This window comes from Pseudoalteromonas sp. S2755 (assembly GCF_005886535.1).
Taxonomy (GTDB): domain Bacteria; phylum Pseudomonadota; class Gammaproteobacteria; order Enterobacterales; family Alteromonadaceae; genus Pseudoalteromonas.
Genome location: NZ_PNDS01000151.1, coordinates 19,836 through 39,163, shown reverse-complemented (window position 1 = coordinate 39,163; position 19,328 = coordinate 19,836). Strand labels below are relative to the sequence as shown.

21 protein-coding genes are annotated in these 19,328 nt (G+C 41.1%); 6 read left to right on the top strand and 15 right to left on the bottom strand.

What is annotated here, in order from left to right:
* Window positions 1-162 precede the first annotated feature (162 nt).
* The 6 genes from CWC03_RS21045 to CWC03_RS21020 all read right to left on the bottom strand — a co-directional run bounded on the left by CWC03_RS21045 (window position 163) and on the right by CWC03_RS21020 (window position 5,796).
* Window positions 163-546 (bottom strand): hypothetical protein, encoded by a 384-nt coding sequence (locus CWC03_RS21045; RefSeq protein WP_138583539.1) that lies wholly within the window; start codon window positions 544-546, stop codon window positions 163-165.
* Window positions 547-671: 125 nt separating this feature from the next.
* Complete coding sequence (locus CWC03_RS21040; protein ID WP_138583538.1) at window positions 672-1,610, bottom strand: LysR family transcriptional regulator; 939 nt, start codon at window positions 1,608-1,610, stop codon at window positions 672-674.
* A 16-nt stretch (window positions 1,611-1,626) separates the two neighbouring features.
* Window positions 1,627-3,351 carry a bifunctional isocitrate dehydrogenase kinase/phosphatase gene (gene aceK, locus CWC03_RS21035; RefSeq protein ID WP_138583537.1) on the bottom strand — a complete coding sequence of 575 codons (1,725 nt, stop codon included), beginning with the start codon at window positions 3,349-3,351 and terminating at the stop codon, window positions 1,627-1,629.
* Between the two features lie 165 nt (window positions 3,352-3,516).
* Window positions 3,517-3,993, bottom strand: coding sequence for a DUF4094 domain-containing protein (locus tag CWC03_RS21030; protein WP_138583536.1), 477 nt, complete (start codon window positions 3,991-3,993; stop codon window positions 3,517-3,519).
* A gap of 65 nt (window positions 3,994-4,058) precedes the next feature.
* Window positions 4,059-5,579, bottom strand: a complete 1,521-nt coding sequence (locus tag CWC03_RS21025) for a DUF3413 domain-containing protein (protein WP_138583535.1) — start codon at window positions 5,577-5,579, stop codon at window positions 4,059-4,061.
* Window positions 5,580-5,583: 4 nt separating this feature from the next.
* On the bottom strand, window positions 5,584-5,796 hold the full coding sequence (locus tag CWC03_RS21020) for a YejL family protein (protein ID WP_138583534.1): 213 nt from the start codon (window positions 5,794-5,796) through the stop codon (window positions 5,584-5,586).
* 65 nt (window positions 5,797-5,861) lie between these two features.
* On the opposite strand from CWC03_RS21020, the gene yejK reads away from it, so the two are divergent.
* The 3 genes from yejK (at window position 5,862) to CWC03_RS21005 (ending at window position 8,523) form a co-directional block, all read left to right on the top strand.
* Window positions 5,862-6,878, top strand: coding sequence for a nucleoid-associated protein YejK (gene yejK / locus CWC03_RS21015; RefSeq protein WP_138583533.1), 1,017 nt, complete (start codon window positions 5,862-5,864; stop codon window positions 6,876-6,878).
* Window positions 6,879-7,031: 153 nt separating this feature from the next.
* Window positions 7,032-8,108: a porin gene (locus CWC03_RS21010; RefSeq protein WP_138583532.1), complete on the top strand. Its 1,077-nt coding sequence runs from the start codon at window positions 7,032-7,034 to the stop codon at window positions 8,106-8,108.
* 10 nt (window positions 8,109-8,118) lie between these two features.
* The gene (locus CWC03_RS21005) at window positions 8,119-8,523 is read left to right on the top strand and encodes a type 2 periplasmic-binding domain-containing protein (protein WP_010374038.1); all 405 of its coding nucleotides are present in this window, start codon (window positions 8,119-8,121) and stop codon (window positions 8,521-8,523) included.
* 36 nt (window positions 8,524-8,559) lie between these two features.
* Here the strand turns inward: CWC03_RS21005 and CWC03_RS21000 are convergent, their stop codons facing one another.
* The 3 genes from CWC03_RS21000 to CWC03_RS20990 are packed head-to-tail and all read right to left on the bottom strand — an operon-like array spanning window position 8,560 to window position 11,831.
* Complete coding sequence (locus CWC03_RS21000) at window positions 8,560-9,600, bottom strand: LPP20 family lipoprotein (RefSeq protein WP_249314094.1); 1,041 nt, start codon at window positions 9,598-9,600, stop codon at window positions 8,560-8,562.
* The gene (locus CWC03_RS20995) at window positions 9,548-10,165 is read right to left on the bottom strand and encodes a penicillin-binding protein activator LpoB (RefSeq protein WP_138583531.1); all 618 of its coding nucleotides are present in this window, start codon (window positions 10,163-10,165) and stop codon (window positions 9,548-9,550) included. The genes CWC03_RS21000 and CWC03_RS20995 overlap by 53 nt, the downstream gene beginning before the upstream one ends.
* A gap of 4 nt (window positions 10,166-10,169) precedes the next feature.
* Complete coding sequence (locus CWC03_RS20990) at window positions 10,170-11,831, bottom strand: COG3014 family protein (RefSeq protein WP_138583530.1); 1,662 nt, start codon at window positions 11,829-11,831, stop codon at window positions 10,170-10,172.
* 176 nt (window positions 11,832-12,007) lie between these two features.
* On the opposite strand from CWC03_RS20990, the gene CWC03_RS20985 reads away from it, so the two are divergent.
* Complete coding sequence (locus CWC03_RS20985; protein ID WP_017219136.1) at window positions 12,008-12,586, top strand: LPP20 family lipoprotein; 579 nt, start codon at window positions 12,008-12,010, stop codon at window positions 12,584-12,586.
* Between the two features lie 41 nt (window positions 12,587-12,627).
* On the top strand, window positions 12,628-13,953 hold the full coding sequence (locus CWC03_RS20980) for a transglycosylase SLT domain-containing protein (RefSeq protein ID WP_138583529.1): 1,326 nt from the start codon (window positions 12,628-12,630) through the stop codon (window positions 13,951-13,953).
* A 15-nt stretch (window positions 13,954-13,968) separates the two neighbouring features.
* Here CWC03_RS20980 and CWC03_RS20975 read toward each other — a convergent pair whose 3' ends face one another.
* The gene (locus CWC03_RS20975; RefSeq protein ID WP_138583528.1) at window positions 13,969-14,865 is read right to left on the bottom strand and encodes a TIGR01777 family oxidoreductase; all 897 of its coding nucleotides are present in this window, start codon (window positions 14,863-14,865) and stop codon (window positions 13,969-13,971) included.
* Between the two features lie 116 nt (window positions 14,866-14,981).
* Here CWC03_RS20975 and CWC03_RS20970 point away from each other — a divergent pair, with 116 nt between their 5' ends.
* Complete coding sequence (locus tag CWC03_RS20970; protein ID WP_138583527.1) at window positions 14,982-16,019, top strand: AI-2E family transporter; 1,038 nt, start codon at window positions 14,982-14,984, stop codon at window positions 16,017-16,019.
* Window positions 16,020-16,139: 120 nt separating this feature from the next.
* On the opposite strand, the gene CWC03_RS20965 is transcribed toward CWC03_RS20970, so the two are convergent.
* The 5 genes from CWC03_RS20965 to CWC03_RS20945 all read right to left on the bottom strand — a co-directional run bounded on the left by CWC03_RS20965 (window position 16,140) and on the right by CWC03_RS20945 (window position 19,237).
* Window positions 16,140-16,574, bottom strand: a complete 435-nt coding sequence (locus CWC03_RS20965) for a hypothetical protein (RefSeq protein ID WP_138583526.1) — start codon at window positions 16,572-16,574, stop codon at window positions 16,140-16,142.
* A complete protein-coding gene (locus CWC03_RS20960) occupies window positions 16,558-17,901 on the bottom strand; it encodes an ATP-binding protein (protein ID WP_138583525.1) in 1,344 nt (447 codons plus the stop codon). Before CWC03_RS20960 ends, CWC03_RS20965 begins: the two co-directional genes overlap by 17 nt.
* Window positions 17,895-18,569: a response regulator transcription factor gene (locus CWC03_RS20955; RefSeq protein WP_010374057.1), complete on the bottom strand. Its 675-nt coding sequence runs from the start codon at window positions 18,567-18,569 to the stop codon at window positions 17,895-17,897. Before CWC03_RS20955 ends, CWC03_RS20960 begins: the two co-directional genes overlap by 7 nt.
* Before the next feature lie 2 nt (window positions 18,570-18,571).
* Complete coding sequence (locus CWC03_RS20950; RefSeq protein ID WP_138583524.1) at window positions 18,572-18,829, bottom strand: PepSY domain-containing protein; 258 nt, start codon at window positions 18,827-18,829, stop codon at window positions 18,572-18,574.
* 108 nt (window positions 18,830-18,937) lie between these two features.
* Window positions 18,938-19,237 carry a YciI family protein gene (locus CWC03_RS20945; RefSeq protein ID WP_138583523.1) on the bottom strand — a complete coding sequence of 100 codons (300 nt, stop codon included), beginning with the start codon at window positions 19,235-19,237 and terminating at the stop codon, window positions 18,938-18,940.
* Between the last annotated feature and the right edge of the window lie 91 nt (window positions 19,238-19,328).

The window sequence follows — 19,328 nt, the reverse complement described above, 5'->3', positions numbered from 1 at the left end:
TAGTTGTTCTAAATGAGAAATTTTTAACGAAGCTAATATGCTATTTCACCCTTCAAATTGATTAGAGAATTAATTCAATTGGTATTACTTATGGTAGGCCATTTGTTATAGGCCAACATCAAATAATATCACTGCTTTCATGACCTGACTCTGAATGCTTGCTCAACTATTTTTCGCATTCATAGTAAGCGCCCAAGCCACCGCATCGTTATAGTTCTCGAAGTTCTTAATCGCTAAGCTGTGCTTGTCAGCAAATGCTTCAATTAATCCACTTTTGGTATCTGAGGGGGAGATAACTCGGGCAAGAGCAATCCCATCGACAAGTTGATTGAGTTTTTGTAAAACGGTTAGCACGTTTGGATAGTCGTAAGTGATTTGTAATTGAGAGACGTCGATAACTAAACTCTTTAGCTGACTCGATTTAAGTGCAAGTCCTAAATTTTTGTACATCTCGATAATATTGGCTTCCACGCATTCCCCGTATGCGGCTGCGTGGATAAGTTTCTCTTTACTATCAATCGTTGCTCTATAAGAGAATTTCGCCATGCTCTCTTGCGCCTTTTATACATATAGATAAAAGGATAGTTCAATTAGCTGGCGATACCAATTTCAAAAAGCGCACTGAGCTAAAGCGGCTCATTAATTGTCCGAATCCGAGGCCTGTTATGTCGTTATGTAAGCTCTTCAGCTACCTCAGCAATTTTTTGTCTTAACCAAATATGGCTCGCATCACGGTGTAATAGCGGGCTCCAAATCATATCTAACTCAAACGGTGGAATTGGGAAAGGTGGCTCTAGAACGGATAAAGTCGGATCATCACGATAGATATTCGCGGCTTTTGACGGCAATGTTGCGATTAAGTTCTGCTCTTTTGCTAAGTGAATTGCAACGTGGTAATTGCGGGTAAAAGTTGCGATGTTTCTATGTTTTCCAAAGTGTGCAAGCGCCTCGTCAACCCAACCAAGTTTCTGTACATCTGCGGGATCCATTCCGACCCCAACGCCAAACCCGGTTTTACTCACCCAAATATGGCGAGATTTTAAATAGGCATCAAGCGTAAAGTGGGTAATAATGGGGTTGTCGGATTTTACGAGACAGCAAAAACTATCCTTCCAAATTCGTTTGTGGTGAAACGATTGCGGTAAATTTTCGAAACGGTTAATCGCCATGTCTACCTTGCCATTTTCTACATCATGAAAAGTAACATCACTCGGCGTGAGAATATCAAGGGTTGTATCTGGGGCTTCTTCATGAAGTTTAGTCAGAAGTTTCGGCGCAAGCGTACTTGCAGCATAGTCGCTGGCCATAATCCTAAATACTCGATTACTACTCGCTGCTTCAAACTCCCTGTTAGGAGCTAAGGTTTCTTCCAAAGTCATGAGTATGCCACGGATCACAGGCTGCAGCTCAAGCGCGCGCTCTGTTGGCACCATGCCTTCGCTGGTACGTACTAAAATAGGGTCATTAAAGAGGTTTCTGAGGCGCTTAAGACCATTACTCATTGCCGGCTGGGTAATACTTAATTGATTTGCGGCACGTGTTACGTTGCATTCTCGAAGTAAGGTATCGAGGTAAACCAGCAGGTTAAGGTCAATTTTACTAATGTTCACTCAGTTTTCCTTTATATTATTCTTCTTTTTTGGCATCTTGGAGAAAACGATTTTCATGTGGATAAGGGTAAATATGTCTTACGACTCTCTCACGAATATCTCGTTGTGCTTGCTGCCAAAACAACACCTCAGCCAAATCAGCATGATGGCGCAGAAACATTTCCTTTAGTGTAGGATTTGTCAGAACAAATGTACACAACTGTTCAGGAAAGACGTCTTGAGGTGCACTGGAAATATCGCCAGAGTCGTACATATTATCAAGCCCTTGCTTTGGCAGCGCTCTAAAGTTCATTTCCGTGAGATATTGCACCTCATCATAGTCATAGAAGATAACTCTATGGTGTTTACTCACGCCGAAATTTTTTAACAGCATGTCTCCTGGAAAAATGTTTACAGCGAGCATTTCTTTGAGCGCATAGCCGTAATCTCTAATGACTTGCTCGCACGTTTCTTCATCGGCTTGCTGTACAAAGAGGTTGAGCGGTGTCATGCGGCGCTCAATATACAAGTGCTTTATCACCATCTTATCCCCCTCAATACGTATACTTTGAGAGATAGAATCCAGTAATAGCTGATAAAGGGCTGGTGAAATACGTGCAAGTGGGATCACCACATCGGAATATTCAATCGTATCTGCCATTCTACCTACACGATCGTGACGTTTTACGAGTTGATAGCGCTCTAAAACGGTTGTTTTTGTAAATGGCTTACTTTCTGGGAATTGATCACGGATCACTTTAAAAACATAAGGAAAGCTTGGCAGAGTGAATACCATCATCACCATACCGGGAGTACCTGGTGCGACTTCAAACTGTTCTTCAGAATTCGCTAAGTGGTGCAAAAACTCACGATAAAATTCGGTTTTTCCCTGTTTATGAAAGCCGATGGCATTATAAAGCTCAGCCTTTGTTTTATTTGGCATGAGTTGATTTAAAAACTTAACTAGCGCAGATGGGGCATGGGTCTCTACTAAGAAGTAAGCACGCGCAAAACCAAAAATCACCCGCATTTGTGAGCTGTTGGTAAGTAGCGCATCGATCAGTAAGCCCCCTGTTTGTGCGTGTAATACCGAGATGATAAACGGCTGTACACCAGATTTAGAGACCACTCGGCCGACAATATATGCACCTTTATTACGATAGAAAGGTGCGCTGAGGATATCGAAGCGCATTAAGTGCGCCTGATGATGCGTGTTAGGTGCCTGTTTAAGAAACGCCTTAACGAGTAGTCGGATATCTCTATCTAAATCTTCAAATTCACAATGGAAGTCAATGTGTTCAATGATTTTTTTGATGGTGGGCTTGAGGCCATTGACGACTGGAAAATAGCTTCGATACTCAGCTTCTACAGGGAGTGAAGTGGCGTTAGCAAGTTGGGTTTCAACAAAAATGAAATCGCTATTGTAATATCGGCGGTGAAAGAGGCGACAAAAAACTGAATTATAGAAAGTTTCAGCAAGCTCTGGTTGAGGGTGAAAGGTAAGACGCTCAAGGTAAGCCTGTTTTACTTGATACCATAGCGATTCATCCAGTTGCGTCGAGCCATAGAGTTGTATTAACTTCTGTGCGGTTTCATCAACTTTGCTATCGTATTGGCTGATCCTCGCTTTACTTATTCGCTCTATCTCTCCCCAATTTTGAGCAGCAAAAGCGATGGGAGCCAGTTTGGTAATTTTTACAAATGCGTGATAGTGGTTTTGGAAACCTGATAAAATTCGCTCTGCTAACTGCTGTGCTTGCATCTACATCCCTCATAAATTATCCACGCGGAGTGGTTTTACTTTACAAGGTAATGTAGAAAAAGTCATCTGGTAATACCAGTTCTGCCAATTCGCTTAATTCTTATTATCAAACTTGGCGTACTTATTGATCAAGCGTGATCCTCCAAAGCAATCAATGTGGTGATATTACTCGTATGCTTTTAGCTGCTTTTCTAATTTTGAAATCTTTTTTTCTAGGCTCTTTATCGCTTTAGCATGTGCCTTATTAATGGCTTTTATTTCTTTTTTAACTTGCCTGACGACCTTTTTGCGCCTGTCTTCATTCATCAGTTTAGTTAACTTATCTTGTTGCTCTCTAACCGCGGTATCTCTTTTGCGATTGAGCACGGCTTTTTCATGGTGTTTGGCTCTGAGCGCACGCTTTGTCCTTTTCGCAATTTGGTTGCGTTCCAAATTGTTTAACGTTTTATAGTGCTGCTCAGAGGGAGCCGAGGCTTTAGGGTCGGATGTAGTTATCGTATGCTGGGTCGCATTGGCCGAGCAGGGAAATTGGCTAAAAACAATGCCTCTGTCGGTCGTGCATTTAAAGTATTTTACCGTTGTTGTGGCGAAACAATGAGTAGAGACAAAAATCAGTGCGAGTATTTTTAGATATAATTGCATGTGGCATCCTTGCTGTAACAGTTAATATCTACTTAACCATAGATGACATCCCACTTTGTTCAAGGTTATTGCGCTTCAGGGGTCGTGAATTTTTTTAAAGTCTTAATACTTTGTATTAAAAATGGAATATCTAAATTACCGTTTAACACAAAGCCTTCCTTTGCTGACATCTGCTTGAAACTACCATCTTGATTAACGAGGGTGATTTTGTCTTTTTTAAAGGCAACCAAGACACCTTGCGTAAAGTTAACGCCTTCTGCATGGGAGCGAGTTTTAATGTTTGATGCCAGCATACTTTGTTGAGCAAGAGGATCGCAGCCTAGGTAAGAGCTTAGCAGGGTGTAGGTGATGTCATTGGGCTGCACGAGACCAGAAGCCTGAGCAAACAGCTCAATGTTCGTTACCGCAGAACTGGTTAATACCGTCGCTTGCTGTGCACTAATATCAATAGCTACGAACGGCTTTGAAATATCAACGTTAATTTCGTCACTTACTTCAATGATTGTTAATTTACTCTTTTGATGAGAAGGAACAAAAGAGAACTCGCCGTGGGCATTAACACTCATTAAGTCATTATTAATTGACCAAACCGGAACTTGCTGCTGCAGCAAGACAGACTCTTTATAATAACTCGGTAGGCCGTATATTAGGCTGAATAGCGCATCGCTGCTATTTCCTGCGCGTAAAACAGAGTCCATTCGGAACACGTTATTTTTACCGTTGCTCTGAAGTGCTGTTGCTGTTTTTTGGAACAGTGCCTCATCTGTGTAAGCATAAACGTTGATAGGTTGTTCTGTGGTATCTTTCTTTTCTTTGCATACGGCCGAAATTACAGGGGCTTTGTATTTTGAATGCGTATCACCAATGCTTAGAGAGTGTGCTTCCTCATACTGCTCGATATCAAGTAAATCGTGTCTGGCGAGTAAGCTCTTTGCGGTTGTTGGATAAGATAGAGGTAATACATTATCTTGCTTAGTGATATCGAAAAAGGCATTCGCATCAGCCCAAATATGCAGGCTGTGACTGAGCGCAAAGCAGGTTACAATGGTGCCAGTAGCATAGCGAGGGAATTTATAGGATTTAAGCTCGGCCAAATGACGCCAAGCATAATTGCCTGCGAGTAGTTCAAAAGTGAGCACCAGTCCAAGCATTGCAATGGTAATGATGAGATTAACTAGGGATGATCCGACTAAGGTTTCCCACAATAAAACAAAAATATCGGAAAGCGAAGCTGGGTTTATATGGTAGCCAAGTTGTAGGTAAACAAAGGCATCCACTGTTAGTACAACAATACCAACCGAGGCAATAATTGCAGCCATCCCGCGAATATGTCGCGGGTAAGGAAATATTAAACTAAGCGGAAAGATAGTTAATACAAACGCACAAAAAGTGATAAAGCTGGTATGGCTTATCCACGTGATCAGCATATAAAACCAACCGACAAAGGTACTTGGCGCTTTGTCGGCGAACAAATAAACTGAGCTAATCAATAAAACCAAGCCAATGTTAGCAAAGGTAAACCAGTGTCCCCAGCTGAGTAATTGACTTGCTTTTGATGAAAAAGGGCTGTGCGGTGTAAGATTCATTCCGTTACTTTACTGATTGTGTAAGTGCTTTGGCAAAATTTTCGGCAACAGATTGTCTCTTACTCTGTGGAACATGTTCTTTTAGAATGTGCGTGATAGAATTACCCAAACACATTAAGCTGAGATCAACTGGTGCGTTTTGCGAGCTTAATACATTAACTAATTGGTCAACAATTTCTTCTACTTGTTTATTGGAATACTTTGATTGGATAGGCATCAGTTGGTTCAATTTATAAAAGCAATAATTTTTACATTTTAACATTAGAGGCGTGAAAAACAAAGATGAGCGTTGAGGTAAAAAAACTAGTTGTTCACTATGTAGACAAACAAGACGAAGATACCGAAATACATCTACGTGATGATGAAATGCAAATCAATGACAAAGTTAATGTTTTCATTGAACAATTGCATCATGCCTACAATGGCAAACCGGGAAAAGGGTTCTGCGCTTTTAGTGGTGAAAAAAGCAGTGTGGTCGCGTCTGCGATGCAGAGTTATAGAAATAATGAGCTTAACTTTTGGAATTTAACCCAAGAAGCAACTAATGTGCTTAAAGAAGAGCTTAATAAATATGCATTCCATGAAACTGGGTATTTAGTGTTTTGTCATTATCAGTATGTTGCCAGCAATTTTATTATGATTGCACTGATTAATATTAAAGAACATTACACTATTACCTCAGACTTAGACTTATCCGCAGCAAAACACTTAGATATTTCACGTATGCAATTGGCTGCGAGAATCGATTTAGATGCATGGGATACGGCTGCAGAAGAAAACCGTTATATTTCCTTCATTAAAGGGCGCGCGGGTCGAAAAGTTGCTGATTTCTTTTTAGATTTTCTTGGTTGTGAAGAGGGGATAGACCCTAAACAGCAATCGCAAACTATGTTACACGCGGTTGAGGATTATTTGTCTACACAGCAATATGAAAAGTCTGAAAAGGACGACATCCGCAAGGAGATCTTTGATTACTGTAACGACTGTGTTTCAAGTGGAGAGGATGCGGATGTCAATACACTGTCTGAGACGCTTTCTAAGTCTTCGGACGTAAAGTTTGAAGATTTTTATAAAGAGCAGGGCTACGAGCTGGAAGAAAGCTTTCCTGTAGATAAAAAGACAGTTACGAGTATGGTGAAATTTTCCGGGCTTGGTGGTGGAATAAGCGTTGGCTTTGAGCGTAAGCATTTGGGTGAGCGGGTTATTTATGACGCTACGAGTGATACGCTTACGATTAAAGGTGTACCGCCTAACTTGAAGGACCAAATTGAACGTTACTATAATAATGATGAGTCTTAGTTTTTAAAAGCAGCGCGAGCTGCTTTTTTGTTCCTATTTCATCCCTTTTTCTGCAAATATTTTTATCAATTTGCTGCTTTTGCTAGCATTTTTTTAAATTTAACTATACTTGCAATGTAGTACTTGTAGAACAAGCAATTGGGATGAATCACAATGAAGATGAAACTAGCTTTAGGTTGTACCCTTTGCCTTGCCTGTTTTTCAGGGCATGCAGAGGTTAACTTTTCCGGATTCGCAAGTATCAATGCTGGTAAGGTGCTGAGCGGAAGTGGTGTTCCACAATTCGGAATAAACGATCCAATATTTCTCGCCGATTATCCTATCGTCAGTGTGTACGACGAAGATATTTCATTTGAACCTGAAACACTGATGGGCCTTCAATTCAGTGCTGATCTAACCGAAGGTTTAAGCGTTACTGGTCAGATTGTTGCGCGCGGAGCAGACGATTTTGATGCAAAGTTTGAGTGGGCTTATTTGTCCTATGAGGTCAATGATAATTGGACGTTCCAAGCAGGTAAAAAGCGCTTACCGCTATTTTACTATTCCGACTTTTATGATGTGGGCTACGCCTATATTTGGATGCGTGCACCCGCGGACAACTACACCTGGCAAATCTTTAATTATAATGGCATCAATATGCTCTATAGCGGCAGTGTAGGCGACTGGTCATTGAGCGGGAATATTTACGCCGGTAAAGAAGACGATGATGACAATAAGCTGTTGAGTGAGTTTTTCTTTCAAGAGCCAACTAGAGAAATCTGGAAAGACATCCTAGGCGGCGTAATTCAAACCAGTAATGATTGGCTTGAAGTGCGTTTAACCCATATGCGTTACACCAACCAGAGATATCGTTCAGGAGAGCCCGTCTTATGGGAGGGGAGTGATGAACGAGATGGTAAGTTTTATGGTTTAGCAGTAAATGCAGACTGGGGAAATTTCTTTATTTTATCTGAGCTAAATCGGTTAGACTTAGACGGCAACTTAGACACCAAGATGCTGACTCTGGGTTATCGCTTTGACAATATCACGCCATTCGTATCTTACGCAGATTTTGAAGGCGAGGGCGACGATGCCGAAAGCCATGAAACCACTTCGTTTGGAGTACGTTGGGATTTCCATTCCTCCGCCGCTTTCAAGATCCAGTATGATGAGGTAGAGGATAACTCCGTTGGTTTAGCGGTCGCAGGTGATAGTAAAGCCATTACAATTGGCATCGACATGGTATTTTAAGGAGAGAAGCATGAAAAAATTATTTTTACTTACTCTACTTTGCAGCGCTTTTAGTTGCCTGGCCGTGGATGTCATTGTCAATCCTGCCAATACTTCTACACTGGATGAAAACGAAATTAAGCAAATTTTTATTGGTAAATCAAAGTCGTTCTCCGATGGCTCTAAAGCACTTCCGATAACGCAGGCTGATGGCTCGACGGTAACTGATGAGTTTAATGAAAAGGTACTTAATAAGTCATCAAGCCAACTTAAAGCTTATTGGTCAAAATTAGTATTTACTGGAAAAGGGACGCCACCAAAAGAAGCCGCCGATGATGCTGAGGTACTTAAACTCGTTGCGAGTAACCCTAACCTAATTGGCTTTGTGTCTTCGGGAGCTGCAGATAGCAGCGTTAAAGTGGTGAAATCATTCTAGGAAGAGATAAGCAAGGCCCTTTAAAAGGGCTTTGCTTTAGATTTTGCTATCAATGATTAACATTGCTAGCTTTTTGCTTAGCATTTTCGCTGACTTTGCTTCAGCGTTGGATTTAGCCATGTTCTCAAAACTAGACGCTGCTTTTATTTGTGCAGAAACATGCGCCTTTTCTTTATCGTTTTCCATGAGTGTTAAACTCGAGTTGGCAAAAACATAATAAGTGCTGTTTTTCTTTACGTCTTCGAAATCTACGCGAAAGTCAATCTGAAAGTCTGCACGTTGTTTTTCACCCACAACAGTAAGACCTTGCCTAGTCAAGCTTTCGGCTAACTGGTTGCGGATAGACTCCTGTCCCCAAAACTTTGATGAAATACTAAAAGTTAATGACTGAATAAAATCATTCAGCATTTTGTTTTTGTCGCTCACAGAGGTTGGTATGGCAATGCTGCCACCACCGAGTTGCCTGTGATATTCATTTGCTTTGCGTCTTTTGGCAATTAATTGCTTAATTGCCATCGCTTCTTTTAATTTTTCGGAGTTGGTTAGTGCCGAAATAGTCGCGTTACTGATCTCTTCGTCAAGTTGTCTAATATCAAGCTCAGCGTGCATTCTCGACTCAATCTTGTTAAATGAGGCAAGGGCATAGGCCGTTTTTTGCTCTGTGGAGTAAAACTCCTGCTCAATATTGATCCCCTGTAATTGTATGCTTGGGACTCGAGAATATAAAATCTCATCCACTTGATACGAAAAATCGCCGTTAGCCTGACTTTGAGCAACTTGTGTCGTTCCTTCAATTTCCACGTTTAATTGTTTGGCAATCGCCAATCTAGCTGCTTCTTGGGCGGCAAGTTTGGCTTCCGTCCTATCTATAATATGACTCGCTGAACCAACGCCATACACTAGATAATCGGAACTCGGTTGCTGCGTAGTCCAAGTGGGTAAGCTTTCTTCCTTTGCAACAGCCTGCTTGGTAGACTGACAGGCAGATAAACTAAGGAGAATACACAGAGGTAACGCTAGACGTTTAGAAACCATACCCGCTGCGCTCTTGAAGTTTTTGAATTTTCTTCTGTCCATTCCACACCTCTCGGTTAGTCGTCATGTCTATTAATCGAAGATCTACTTGGTAAAAAGTGACTCGACTACCACCTTGTTCATCAACAAATGAGTTAATTGTGCCGGATAGTGCATAATCAGCACCTTGCTCTTGGCCGATCTCATTACGAGTTTCGAGGCTTGAATTAAGTTCTTGGTCTCGCCTTTCCTCACGAATTTCATCTCGTACATAGCGGTTTGCGACGAAGTCAGCTTGCCCGCTTCGCAATATGGCGCGCTTGAGGTCATTCAAAAAGGTGTCAACTGCAATATGCTGATGCGACTTGTTACGAACAGATTGGATAATGATAGCGGGTCGAGTGCCTTCTTTGGCACGGTGTTCACGTACCCAAGGGAAGCCGAGCATATCGCTTATCATTGCTTCAGCAACTAACTGAGAGTCTTTGGCATTCCATTTATCTGAAAGCGCTATTTCTTCATTGGTGTCCACGCGACTCACTTTGGTTGTTGAAGAACAACCCATCATCGCTGCGCTAGACGCGATGAGCATTGGGACAACTAATTTAACTGCAAATTTAGGCTTCATGTATTCAGTCCATGTTAGTTAAAGATGATAAATAATTTTGTTTTTCTGGTTCAGCTACACTGGTAAAGGTGCGAATGTGGCTAAGCAACGGTGCTGTTTGATTCAGCGGTATATCCTGTTTAATCACTCTGCCAGTCCTTAATTGGGTTTGCAATTGCAGGTGGGTGGTATTTTCGGGTAATTTCACTCGAGCCACTCTAATTTCATCTGGTAAAGATTGCCATTGTCTCGTATCTGCTGCTGCTGTAATGGCGTTGGTGACAGATGATGTTAGCTGAGCAAGCCCTACCAACAGCGAGTTCTGCTGGATGCCAACTTGTTTTATAGCTTTACTTGCAGTGACTGCTTTCAACACTTCTCGAGAAATAGCGGTGTAAATTTCCATATTGGCATTACCTAGCGCGTCATAGAGTGTGAGTAAGTTTACCGAATAAAAGGGGTGTAATTCTGTAAGTTTTTGTCCGTTAGCGAAAAGCGCAACATGTTGGATATCGTTTTTATGAGGTTGTAAGTAAGTAACCGAGATTCTACTGCCATACTTGAGTGCATCAATTACCCCTTCGTCTACGGCTTTTTTCCATAATTTATCACCGAGAGGTAAGCGTTTTGTGACAGTGCCTAATACAACATCACTAAAGTCGCCTGTTGCATAGTTTTGAATGAGATCAAACAAACTGGTATCAGCAAACATTAAATTAAACCATGCGAACTGGGCTTGGCGTTCTTCTTTTGTCCCCCAATAAATCGGCGTAATCACTATTGCTTGTGCCTCTTCATCAGGTCTAAGATAGAGGTTAAACTCTTTGCGCTGCGGTGATACACCTAAGCTTTGAACTAATGTGAAGTAGTTTTCTTCCTTGTCTGCAACCATTCTGTTGAGATCTTGCTGCGCTTGTTGGCTTGCATATTGACCTAGTTTGTATTGCTTACTAAAGCCATTTTTGTATGCGCTCACCGCTCGCTCATATTGGATTCGAGCACTATCTAGCTCGCCTTGTTGCTCATATAAAACGCCGCTTAAATACTGTGCAAAAGCATCGTCTTTATACTCAAGTTCATCGCTGATAAATGGTTGATTAAAAATAGCTTTAAAAATTTGCTCAATATCACTTCCTGCTTTTTGTTGATTTACATAGCCTCCGGTGTGTTGCTGTAATTGAGAGAGGTATAGGTCCAGTTGGCGCATTTCTGTGAGAGCAGAGTCATACATAGCAACACGATTCACTTTTGATGCGTTTGCCAACGACACATAATTAAGCGCCATTAACGTGTGGATCATAGGTTTATGAAAGGCGCGGCCAGTATACTTTTTGTAACTTGCGCCAGTAAAAGTAGAAAAAAGCTGGTCGCTGATGCTGACAGTGTAGGCGGCTTCAATGATTTCCTTTGCGTGAGAAAAATGTTGATTACTTAATTCATAATGGTGTTGTAAATGCGCTAACATACCTGATTCAAGATAATACAGTAGCTCGTCACGAGATGAGTTTTTATAGGCATAGTCAATACGCTTTTGGGCTGAGATAAAATCTCCTTGCTCCGCGTATTCTATGGCCTGCTTGTTGGCTTTGGGAGTCAAGTTACAGCCGCTCAGCATCAAGCAACCTGTAAAGATCAAGAGTTTCATCATGAAGTTATATAAATCAATTTGGAATCGCATTCCTTGCATACTTGTTCTTATAATGGCAGTGTTGTTGTGTTCAATCATATAACAATAAATTAAATAGTAAAAAATTGAATTGAAAGTGCTAAATTGTTAAAAATCGTTTTTACAATTTATTACTGTTAATCAATGATTTTTTTGATAAATTTTATTCCGTAATCAGGGCAATTAAGGAACCCAACATGAAAGCAAAACAACTACTTATATCAGTGGCCGTTATAGGGATACTATCGGCTTGTAGTTCAAGTAAAGACGATGCGGCTTCAAGTCCGAGAGTTAATATTCCAGAATGGGTTCTCAATCCAACAATCGAAGATGGTATAGCGGCAGCAGATTGTGTGAAATACTCGGGCAATATTTCAATCGATCAAAAAATGGCGGTTGCAAATGCACGTCTTGCTCTTGCTCAACAGATTGAAACACGCATCGAAGGCCTTGATAAGACATTCGCGAACCGTACAGATGCAAACGATGACACAACGGTAGGCGCAACCTTTAGCTCTGTATCCAAACAACTTACTAAACAAACATTAAATGGCTCCCGTATCGTTAAGGCCGATGTTATCGATATTTCTGGTAAAGATTATTTTTGCGCATTGACGACGTTATCACCTGATCAGACTAAAGAACTTTTCAAAGATTTGATCAAAGAAAGTAAGCGCAGTGTAAACCCTCAGGATGAAAAGTTTTTATATCAAGAATTTAAAGCTTACAAAGCGGAAAAAGATCTTGAGAAGGAAATTGCAAGGCTAACTAATTAAAGCGTGAGTTTCACGCTTTAATTTTTTGAAAGGAACGCTCTATGCGCAAATCGGTATACTCATTTTTAGTCATGGCGTTAAGTGCCATTCCAAGTGCAGTGGCGAGTCAAGCCCAGCTTTTTGAGGAGCTGTCAGAGAAAATGTCACGTTGGCAAACCTCCGAGCCTAGTGATGAAGAGCTGAGCGAGTTTGAGCAATATAAACGCCAACAATTAAGTGAGTTTGCTGATTATGTCGAAGAGCATTTTGAAGAGTACGATACCTTTCGTGATAATGTGATCCAACAGTGGGGAGATATAACTGTTTCTGATCAAGCCGCATTTGTCACCTACAGTGATGATTTATCATCCAGAATGGTTGTCGACTTTGAAGCCAATGAGCTGGTTGTAAGCATTAGGCATGCGGCAGATGAAAAGGTATCGCAGGCTCAACTTCAAGCCCTATATAAAGAATTTATCGCGAAAGACCGTGCAGTAATTGATGTATTTAATGCTGATACGCTCGCGGTAAACCAAAGTGAAACAACAAAACGTGAAGTGGATAACGCTGCTCGTGCAAAAGCGTTGCTAGCAGCGAAAAAGCAAATAGATAGCCAATTTGAACAACAGCAACGTTATATAGAACGCCAGACAGATGAGGCCATCATTGACGGCGAAGATACAAAATTAGCAGAGGCCCAACAACAAGCACAACAGAAAAAGCTTGAACTGTTAAAGCAAAAACGTCTTAAAAAGCTATTAGAAACTGCAAGTAATACCGGTAAAAGTGAAGCAACAGTCGTATCTGAAATCGTGCTTAAGCTACCCAAACAGACTGAACTTTCCAAGCATCGAGCAGAGCGTTATGTTAGCCAAGTGAATGCACAAGCGACGCGTTTTGACATTGAGCCAAGTTTAATTTTTGCGGTTATGCATACCGAAAGCCACTTTAACCCAATGGCAAAGTCACACATTCCTGCGTTTGGTTTGATGCAGATAGTACCGACGAGTGCGGGCGTTGATGTGAATCGTATGTTGTACAATCGTGATGAGCCGATGTCGGCGCCTTATTTATATGTGACGGACAATAATATTGAAGCGGGAACGGCTTACCTGAATATTCTTGATAAACGCTACCTAAGTAAAATACAGAACCCAATTAGTCGTAAGTATTGCATCATTGCAGCTTACAATACGGGAGCCGGCAATGTTGCTCGTGTGTTTAATGCTGATGACTCAAGATCAATCACAAAAGCGGCAAAGATCATTAATTCACTCTCGCCAGATAATGTCCTAGCAGCGCTAGGTCAAGGTTTACCTTATGATGAAACCAAACATTATCTGGTTAAAGTCTTAACGCGAGAAAAGCTTTATATACCATCTGAATAAAGTATTGCACAAAAGTTATAAATTAAGTGCGCTCAAGGCATCTTCAATATGCTCGTGGCGGAATCGATAACCTGCATCGAGAAGTTTTTTTGGAACGACGCATTGGCCGTACAACAGCAATTCTGACATTTCACCATATGCCAATTTGAGGACAAAAGGTGGTACGGTAAATAGGCAAGGGCGCGAAATCGCGCGTGCTAAGGCTTGAGAGAGTTGCTTATTTGATACTGGATTAGGGGCTGTTGCATTAATAACACCACAGATCTCGTCATGTTTAAGGATATACAGTATCGCCTGAATCATATCGTCGATATGGATCCAAGACATCACTTGTTTTCCTGAACCAATCGGACCGCCAAGGCCAAATCTAAAAGGCGGTAACATTTTATCTAAAGCCCCCCCCGACTTTGAAAGCACAATGCCTGTTCTTAATATACAGACTCGAGTTTGGGAAGATTCGGCTCTAAATGCGGTATCTTCCCAATCTCGACACAGCCTATGGGAGAATTCATCATGGTAATCCTTGAAATCTTCAGTGATGGTCAAGTTACCCGGTTGGCGTCCATAAAAACCAATTGCACTACCTGAAATAAACACCTTGGGTGGTGACGTCGCAGTGTTTATCGCCGCAACGATTTGCTCAGTGATTTTTATCCGGCTATTGTAGATCTCTTGTTTTTTCCCCTTGCTCCAGCGGCCGTTGGCTATTGGTTCACCCGCAAGATTAATGACCGCATCAAGCTCATTAAAGTCAACGTCATCAGTATTAGTGACGCAGCTAACCCCACTTGGTAATAGGTTTATAGCTTTTGAAGGCGAACGTGTCAGTACAATCAGATTATGTTTGTGTACTAAAAATTGGCATAGCTTTTTACCAATTAAACCCGTTGCGCCTGTTATGAATACATTCATTCTCAATACTCTTTATTATAATAAAATAAACCTACGTTTTAGCAAGGAGTTAGATCACTCATTTTCATTATAGGTGGTTTGTTTTAGAATGGTAAAAAAAGCAAAAGGAGTGAACTGTGTCTTCACTGACTGGAATTAACAAAACGTTGGTGGTTTTGGCCTCGCTATTTATAGTGTTAGGCGGTATCAAGCTCGCTTCTGAGATTGTTGTACCGTTTATATTAGCTGCATTCATTGCGATTATCTGTAATCCCATGCTCAAATTTTTGGCCCGTTTTAAAATACCAAAAGGGCTGGCCATTCTGGTGATTATCGCACTTGTGATTTTAATCGGTGCAAGTATTGGTGGGCTTGTTGGGCAGTCCGTCAATGATTTCTCCAAACAGCTGCCAACTTACAAAGAAGATTTACAAGAAAAGTTCGTTTGGTTGGTTAGTACTGCCGCGGACTACAATATCTTATTGGATAAACAGCAGCTTATTAGCATGTTAGACCCAAACAAGCTAATCGATGTAGCCACCAATATGTTAACTGGTTTTGGCGGTGTGATGGCAAATAGCTTTCTAATTCTGCTAATCGTCGTCTTCATGCTTTTTGAAGCGCCTTCTTTGGGACACAAAGTGCATCTTGCACTAGACGACCCAGAGATGAAAATGCAGCAAATTGATAGATTTTTAGACTCTATCAACAGCTATTTGGCGATTAAAACACTTGTTTCATTGGCGACTGGTGTTGTGGCGGCCATTTTTTTATGGGCGTTAGATGTTGATTATTTCGTGCTTTGGGGCGTAGTCGCATTTTTGCTTAACTATATCCCAAATATAGGCTCAATCATTGCAGCTGTGCCGCCTGTTTTACTGGCCTTAGTGACACAAGGACCATTGGTGAGTGGTATTGTTGCTGTGGGTTACATTTGTATTAATACTTTAATGGGTAACATTATTGAGCCAAGGTTTATGGGTCGAGGGTTAGGTTTATCGACCTTAGTAGTGTTTCTCTCGTTAATCTTCTGGGGTTGGTTACTCGGAACTGTGGGGATGCTGCTTTCTGTGCCACTGACCATGGTTGTGAAAATTGCCCTCGAAACCAGCGAAGATGGTAAATGGCTTGCAATCCTTCTCGGTTCAGAACAACCTGATAATAGACCATCTTAACAATACTGAGACTCGGCAAATAAAAGGAGCTATAAACAGCTCCTTTCTAAGATTTATTCGTCATTATCTGAAGCTCAGATTATTAAGGCTTAGCACCTAATAATCCAATCAAAAATGTCGCTAGAGATTTAAATCTTCTTTCAAAACTTTACTGCTTTTTAGCTCGATGATATGTGCTTTTAAGAATGCAATTTTGCAATTTTTGTAAGCTGTCGCTGAGCGTGTCGCGTTTGGCATATCCAGCAGATATCGCCACCGGCAGCTGTCTTCCATATACTCTTCTTGATTGCGAAAGGCACGTTCCATAATTGGCAAGATCTGTGTATTTCCAGTGTCCGCTTGATACTTTTTAGTATCAAGCAATAACTTAGTGATCCAGGTTTGACGATGACGTTCAAGTAAGTTGATATTACTATCAAGACACATGAGAAACTTTTTCGCTTTTTCCGGATGCGTTGACTCATACTTCGTACAATCTTGTAATGTAACATCGTCGTCTGCAATAACGGAAAAGGTTAATCCTGATACCAATAGACTGCTAATTATTCTTTTCATGGTTAAACTCTATCGTAAATTTTGCGCCACCATGTTTTGAAGTACCGATTTGCATCAGGCCATGATACGACTTAACTAAATCAGATACGATAGCCATTCCTACGCCGTGGCCAGCTTCATAGGTGTCTAATCTTGCACCTCTGGTCAGTAGCTCTGAGCGACGGTGCTCGGGAATACCAGGACCGTCATCTTCGATCTCTATGATTAACAGGCGCTTTTTGGGTGCACTTACTTCTATATCGACCAAAGAGCCACATGCTTTACAGGCGTTATCTATAATATTACCAAGAATTTCCATTAAATCCGTTTTATCGCCAAGAAATGCAACCTCCTCACCACATTCTGATGAAAATTGAATGTGCTTGTCGTGATACACTTTAGTCATGGCGTTAAGTATTGAGTCAAGTACAGGTTTTACTGACGTTTGTTTCTTCCATGTATCAGATGCGCCCGTTGCAGCACGTTTCAATTGATGTTCGATCATCGCATTGATTCTGTCTAGCTGTTCCTGAGCGTCTGCATCTTTTGCCAGTGGACTGGATTTGATCACTGCAAGAGGAGTTTTTAACGCGTGCGCAAGGTCACTAAGTGAAGCTCTATATCTCTCTTTTTGACGCTTTTGAGATTCTAATAGTAAGTTTAAGTCGGATTTGATTGTTAGGAGCTCGACGGGGTAGAGACCCGTGATCTTATCGCGTTCACCAGCTTCAATTTCTTTAATTTCTTTATCCAATCGCTGTAACGGCCGGGCGTTCCATACAAACCCAAATGCCATTAACCCGGCTATCACTACACCCATAACCAGCATCCAGTTTACCAAGGTGTTTCTAAACCCTGACATTAACTCCATCAGCGCGTCATTTTTCTTTAAAAGTACAAAGCGGGCTTGTTGTGATTGCTCTGCATTTCCGAGAATAACAGTTAGGCTAAGTTGCCAAAACAGTACACCATTATATTCAACTCGTTTAAACTCAGATGCTCCAGCCTGATTTTCTGAAAAGTCAGGTGAAATTGAGAGATTTACAGCCGACTCAGAATACCAAACAAGAGAATTATCTTGATAGACAAGTGCATAAGTATCAGAGTTCAGTCTGTTTAACTCAGGCGCCAGTATACTGCGAGGCATTTCGAGTCCGTTCGAGACAAATTCGACTTCAGAAATAAGAGAGTAGAGGTGGGCTTCTAAAGTTTTTTCAGTCGCATCGACTAAAGAAGAATAATAAGCCCTGCCCACGGAGAAAAACAGCGCGGGAAGGGCAATAATAAGCACAAAGACAAGGATAAATCCTTGTCTTATTTTAAGCGAAATTTGAGAGCTGTTTACCACTGATTTTTGAACCTATATCCACGTCCTCTAAGGGTTTCAACAGGGTTAAGAGTGCCATCTGGGTCTAGCTTTTTACGCAGTCTTAAGACAAACACTTCAATGACGTTAGAGTCTAAGTCAAAGTCCTGATCGTATATGTGCTCTGTAAGTTCAGATTTAGAAATGACTTTTTGTGGGTTAACCATTAAGTATTCTAAAACTTTGTATTCATAGGCTGTAAGTGATAGCTCGTTATCGTTAACCCAGACTTGCTGTGAGCGAGTGTGGATTTTGATTGGGCCAATGCAAATCTCTGGATTTGCTTGTCCAGCACTACGTCTAATTAGTGCATTACAGCGCGCTATCAGTTCTTCAACATGAAATGGTTTGGTGAGGTAGTCATCAGCTCCTGCATCAAGGCCTTCTACCTTGTCTTGCCAGCGGTCACGGGCCGTTAAGATTAAAATAGGGATCTTAACGCCGTTAGCACGTGCTCTACGGATAATTTCAATACCGTCAAGTTTTGGCAAGCCGAGATCGATCACTGCCATATCTAACGGATATTCTTCAAGGTGAAATAATCCAGACTCACCATCATGACACAAGTCAACGCTATATTTTTCTTTCTCTAATGCATTTCGCAGGTTTTCTGCTAGTTGAATATCGTCTTCGATAACTAAAATACGCATCCTTAGTCCTTATTTACTTCACCTGTCTTCTTGTTTACTTTTAAGTCAACAATTCGACCATCTGGTTGGAGAATTCTTACCACAAAAAATTGATTTTCTTCAGAAATCTTAAGTGTTCTTCCTGCGTACTTATCAAGCGCCAGAGACACAGCTTCTTTTTTTGTAATTATCTTTACATTCTTATCATTGCGGCTATTGGCGTCTGCTACACTCGAAGCGAACGCCAAGATCAACGCTAAGAGAGTGAGTTGCAATCGCATTTTAAGCTCCACAGTTTCATAGATACTAAGTGTCTAAACTTCATAAATCTCAAACAAATTTAGTGCTTTTGTAATTAACCTTTGCTGAACTTAACGTTCAGTAAACTTTTATGGCAGAACTCGCTTGTACGGTTTTACAATACTAGCAGTATAGACGCCAGCATCAATATAGGGATCGACGCTTGCCCATTGCTGCGCACTTTCTAGGTTTTCAAACTCAGCAATAACCAACGAACCCGTAAAACCCGCTTCACCAGGATCTTCCGAGTCAATAGCTGGTAATGGGCCTGCTGCAAACAATCGACCTTGTTGTTTTAATTCTTCTAAACGAGCTAAGTGAGCAGGACGCACAGCAAGACGCTTTTCTAATGAGTTTTCAGCATCGGTTGAATAGATCATGTAAAGCATAAGTATTAGTTCCGGATTGATTTCTAGGTTATTATTGTTATTTTTACGTATTTTGTCGGCTGTTCAGGGCCATTTGTCAATACTATGATAA

Coding starts and splice junctions, on each gene's coding strand:
- CWC03_RS21045 (WP_138583539.1), bottom strand. CDS start 546: ATGGCGAAATTCTCTTATAGAGCAACGATTGATAGTAAAGAGAAACTT.
- yejK (WP_138583533.1), top strand. CDS start 5,862: ATGAGCGTTGAGGTAAAAAAACTAGTTGTTCACTATGTAGACAAACAA.
- CWC03_RS21025 (WP_138583535.1), bottom strand. CDS start 5,579: ATGAATCTTACACCGCACAGCCCTTTTTCATCAAAAGCAAGTCAATTA.
- CWC03_RS20990 (WP_138583530.1), bottom strand. CDS start 11,831: ATGCAAGGAATGCGATTCCAAATTGATTTATATAACTTCATGATGAAA.
- CWC03_RS20950 (WP_138583524.1), bottom strand. CDS start 18,829: ATGCGATTGCAACTCACTCTCTTAGCGTTGATCTTGGCGTTCGCTTCG.
- CWC03_RS20980 (WP_138583529.1), top strand. CDS start 12,628: ATGCGCAAATCGGTATACTCATTTTTAGTCATGGCGTTAAGTGCCATT.
- CWC03_RS20965 (WP_138583526.1), bottom strand. CDS start 16,574: ATGAAAAGAATAATTAGCAGTCTATTGGTATCAGGATTAACCTTTTCC.
- CWC03_RS21010 (WP_138583532.1), top strand. CDS start 7,032: ATGAAGATGAAACTAGCTTTAGGTTGTACCCTTTGCCTTGCCTGTTTT.
- CWC03_RS20975 (WP_138583528.1), bottom strand. CDS start 14,865: ATGAATGTATTCATAACAGGCGCAACGGGTTTAATTGGTAAAAAGCTA.
- CWC03_RS21020 (WP_138583534.1), bottom strand. CDS start 5,796: ATGCCTATCCAATCAAAGTATTCCAATAAACAAGTAGAAGAAATTGTT.
- CWC03_RS20945 (WP_138583523.1), bottom strand. CDS start 19,237: ATGCTTTACATGATCTATTCAACCGATGCTGAAAACTCATTAGAAAAG.
- CWC03_RS20955 (WP_010374057.1), bottom strand. CDS start 18,569: ATGCGTATTTTAGTTATCGAAGACGATATTCAACTAGCAGAAAACCTG.
- CWC03_RS21030 (WP_138583536.1), bottom strand. CDS start 3,993: ATGCAATTATATCTAAAAATACTCGCACTGATTTTTGTCTCTACTCAT.
- CWC03_RS21000 (WP_249314094.1), bottom strand. CDS start 9,600: ATGGACAGAAGAAAATTCAAAAACTTCAAGAGCGCAGCGGGTATGGTT.
- CWC03_RS21005 (WP_010374038.1), top strand. CDS start 8,119: ATGAAAAAATTATTTTTACTTACTCTACTTTGCAGCGCTTTTAGTTGC.
- CWC03_RS20995 (WP_138583531.1), bottom strand. CDS start 10,165: ATGAAGCCTAAATTTGCAGTTAAATTAGTTGTCCCAATGCTCATCGCG.
- CWC03_RS20985 (WP_017219136.1), top strand. CDS start 12,008: ATGAAAGCAAAACAACTACTTATATCAGTGGCCGTTATAGGGATACTA.
- aceK (WP_138583537.1), bottom strand. CDS start 3,351: ATGCAAGCACAGCAGTTAGCAGAGCGAATTTTATCAGGTTTCCAAAAC.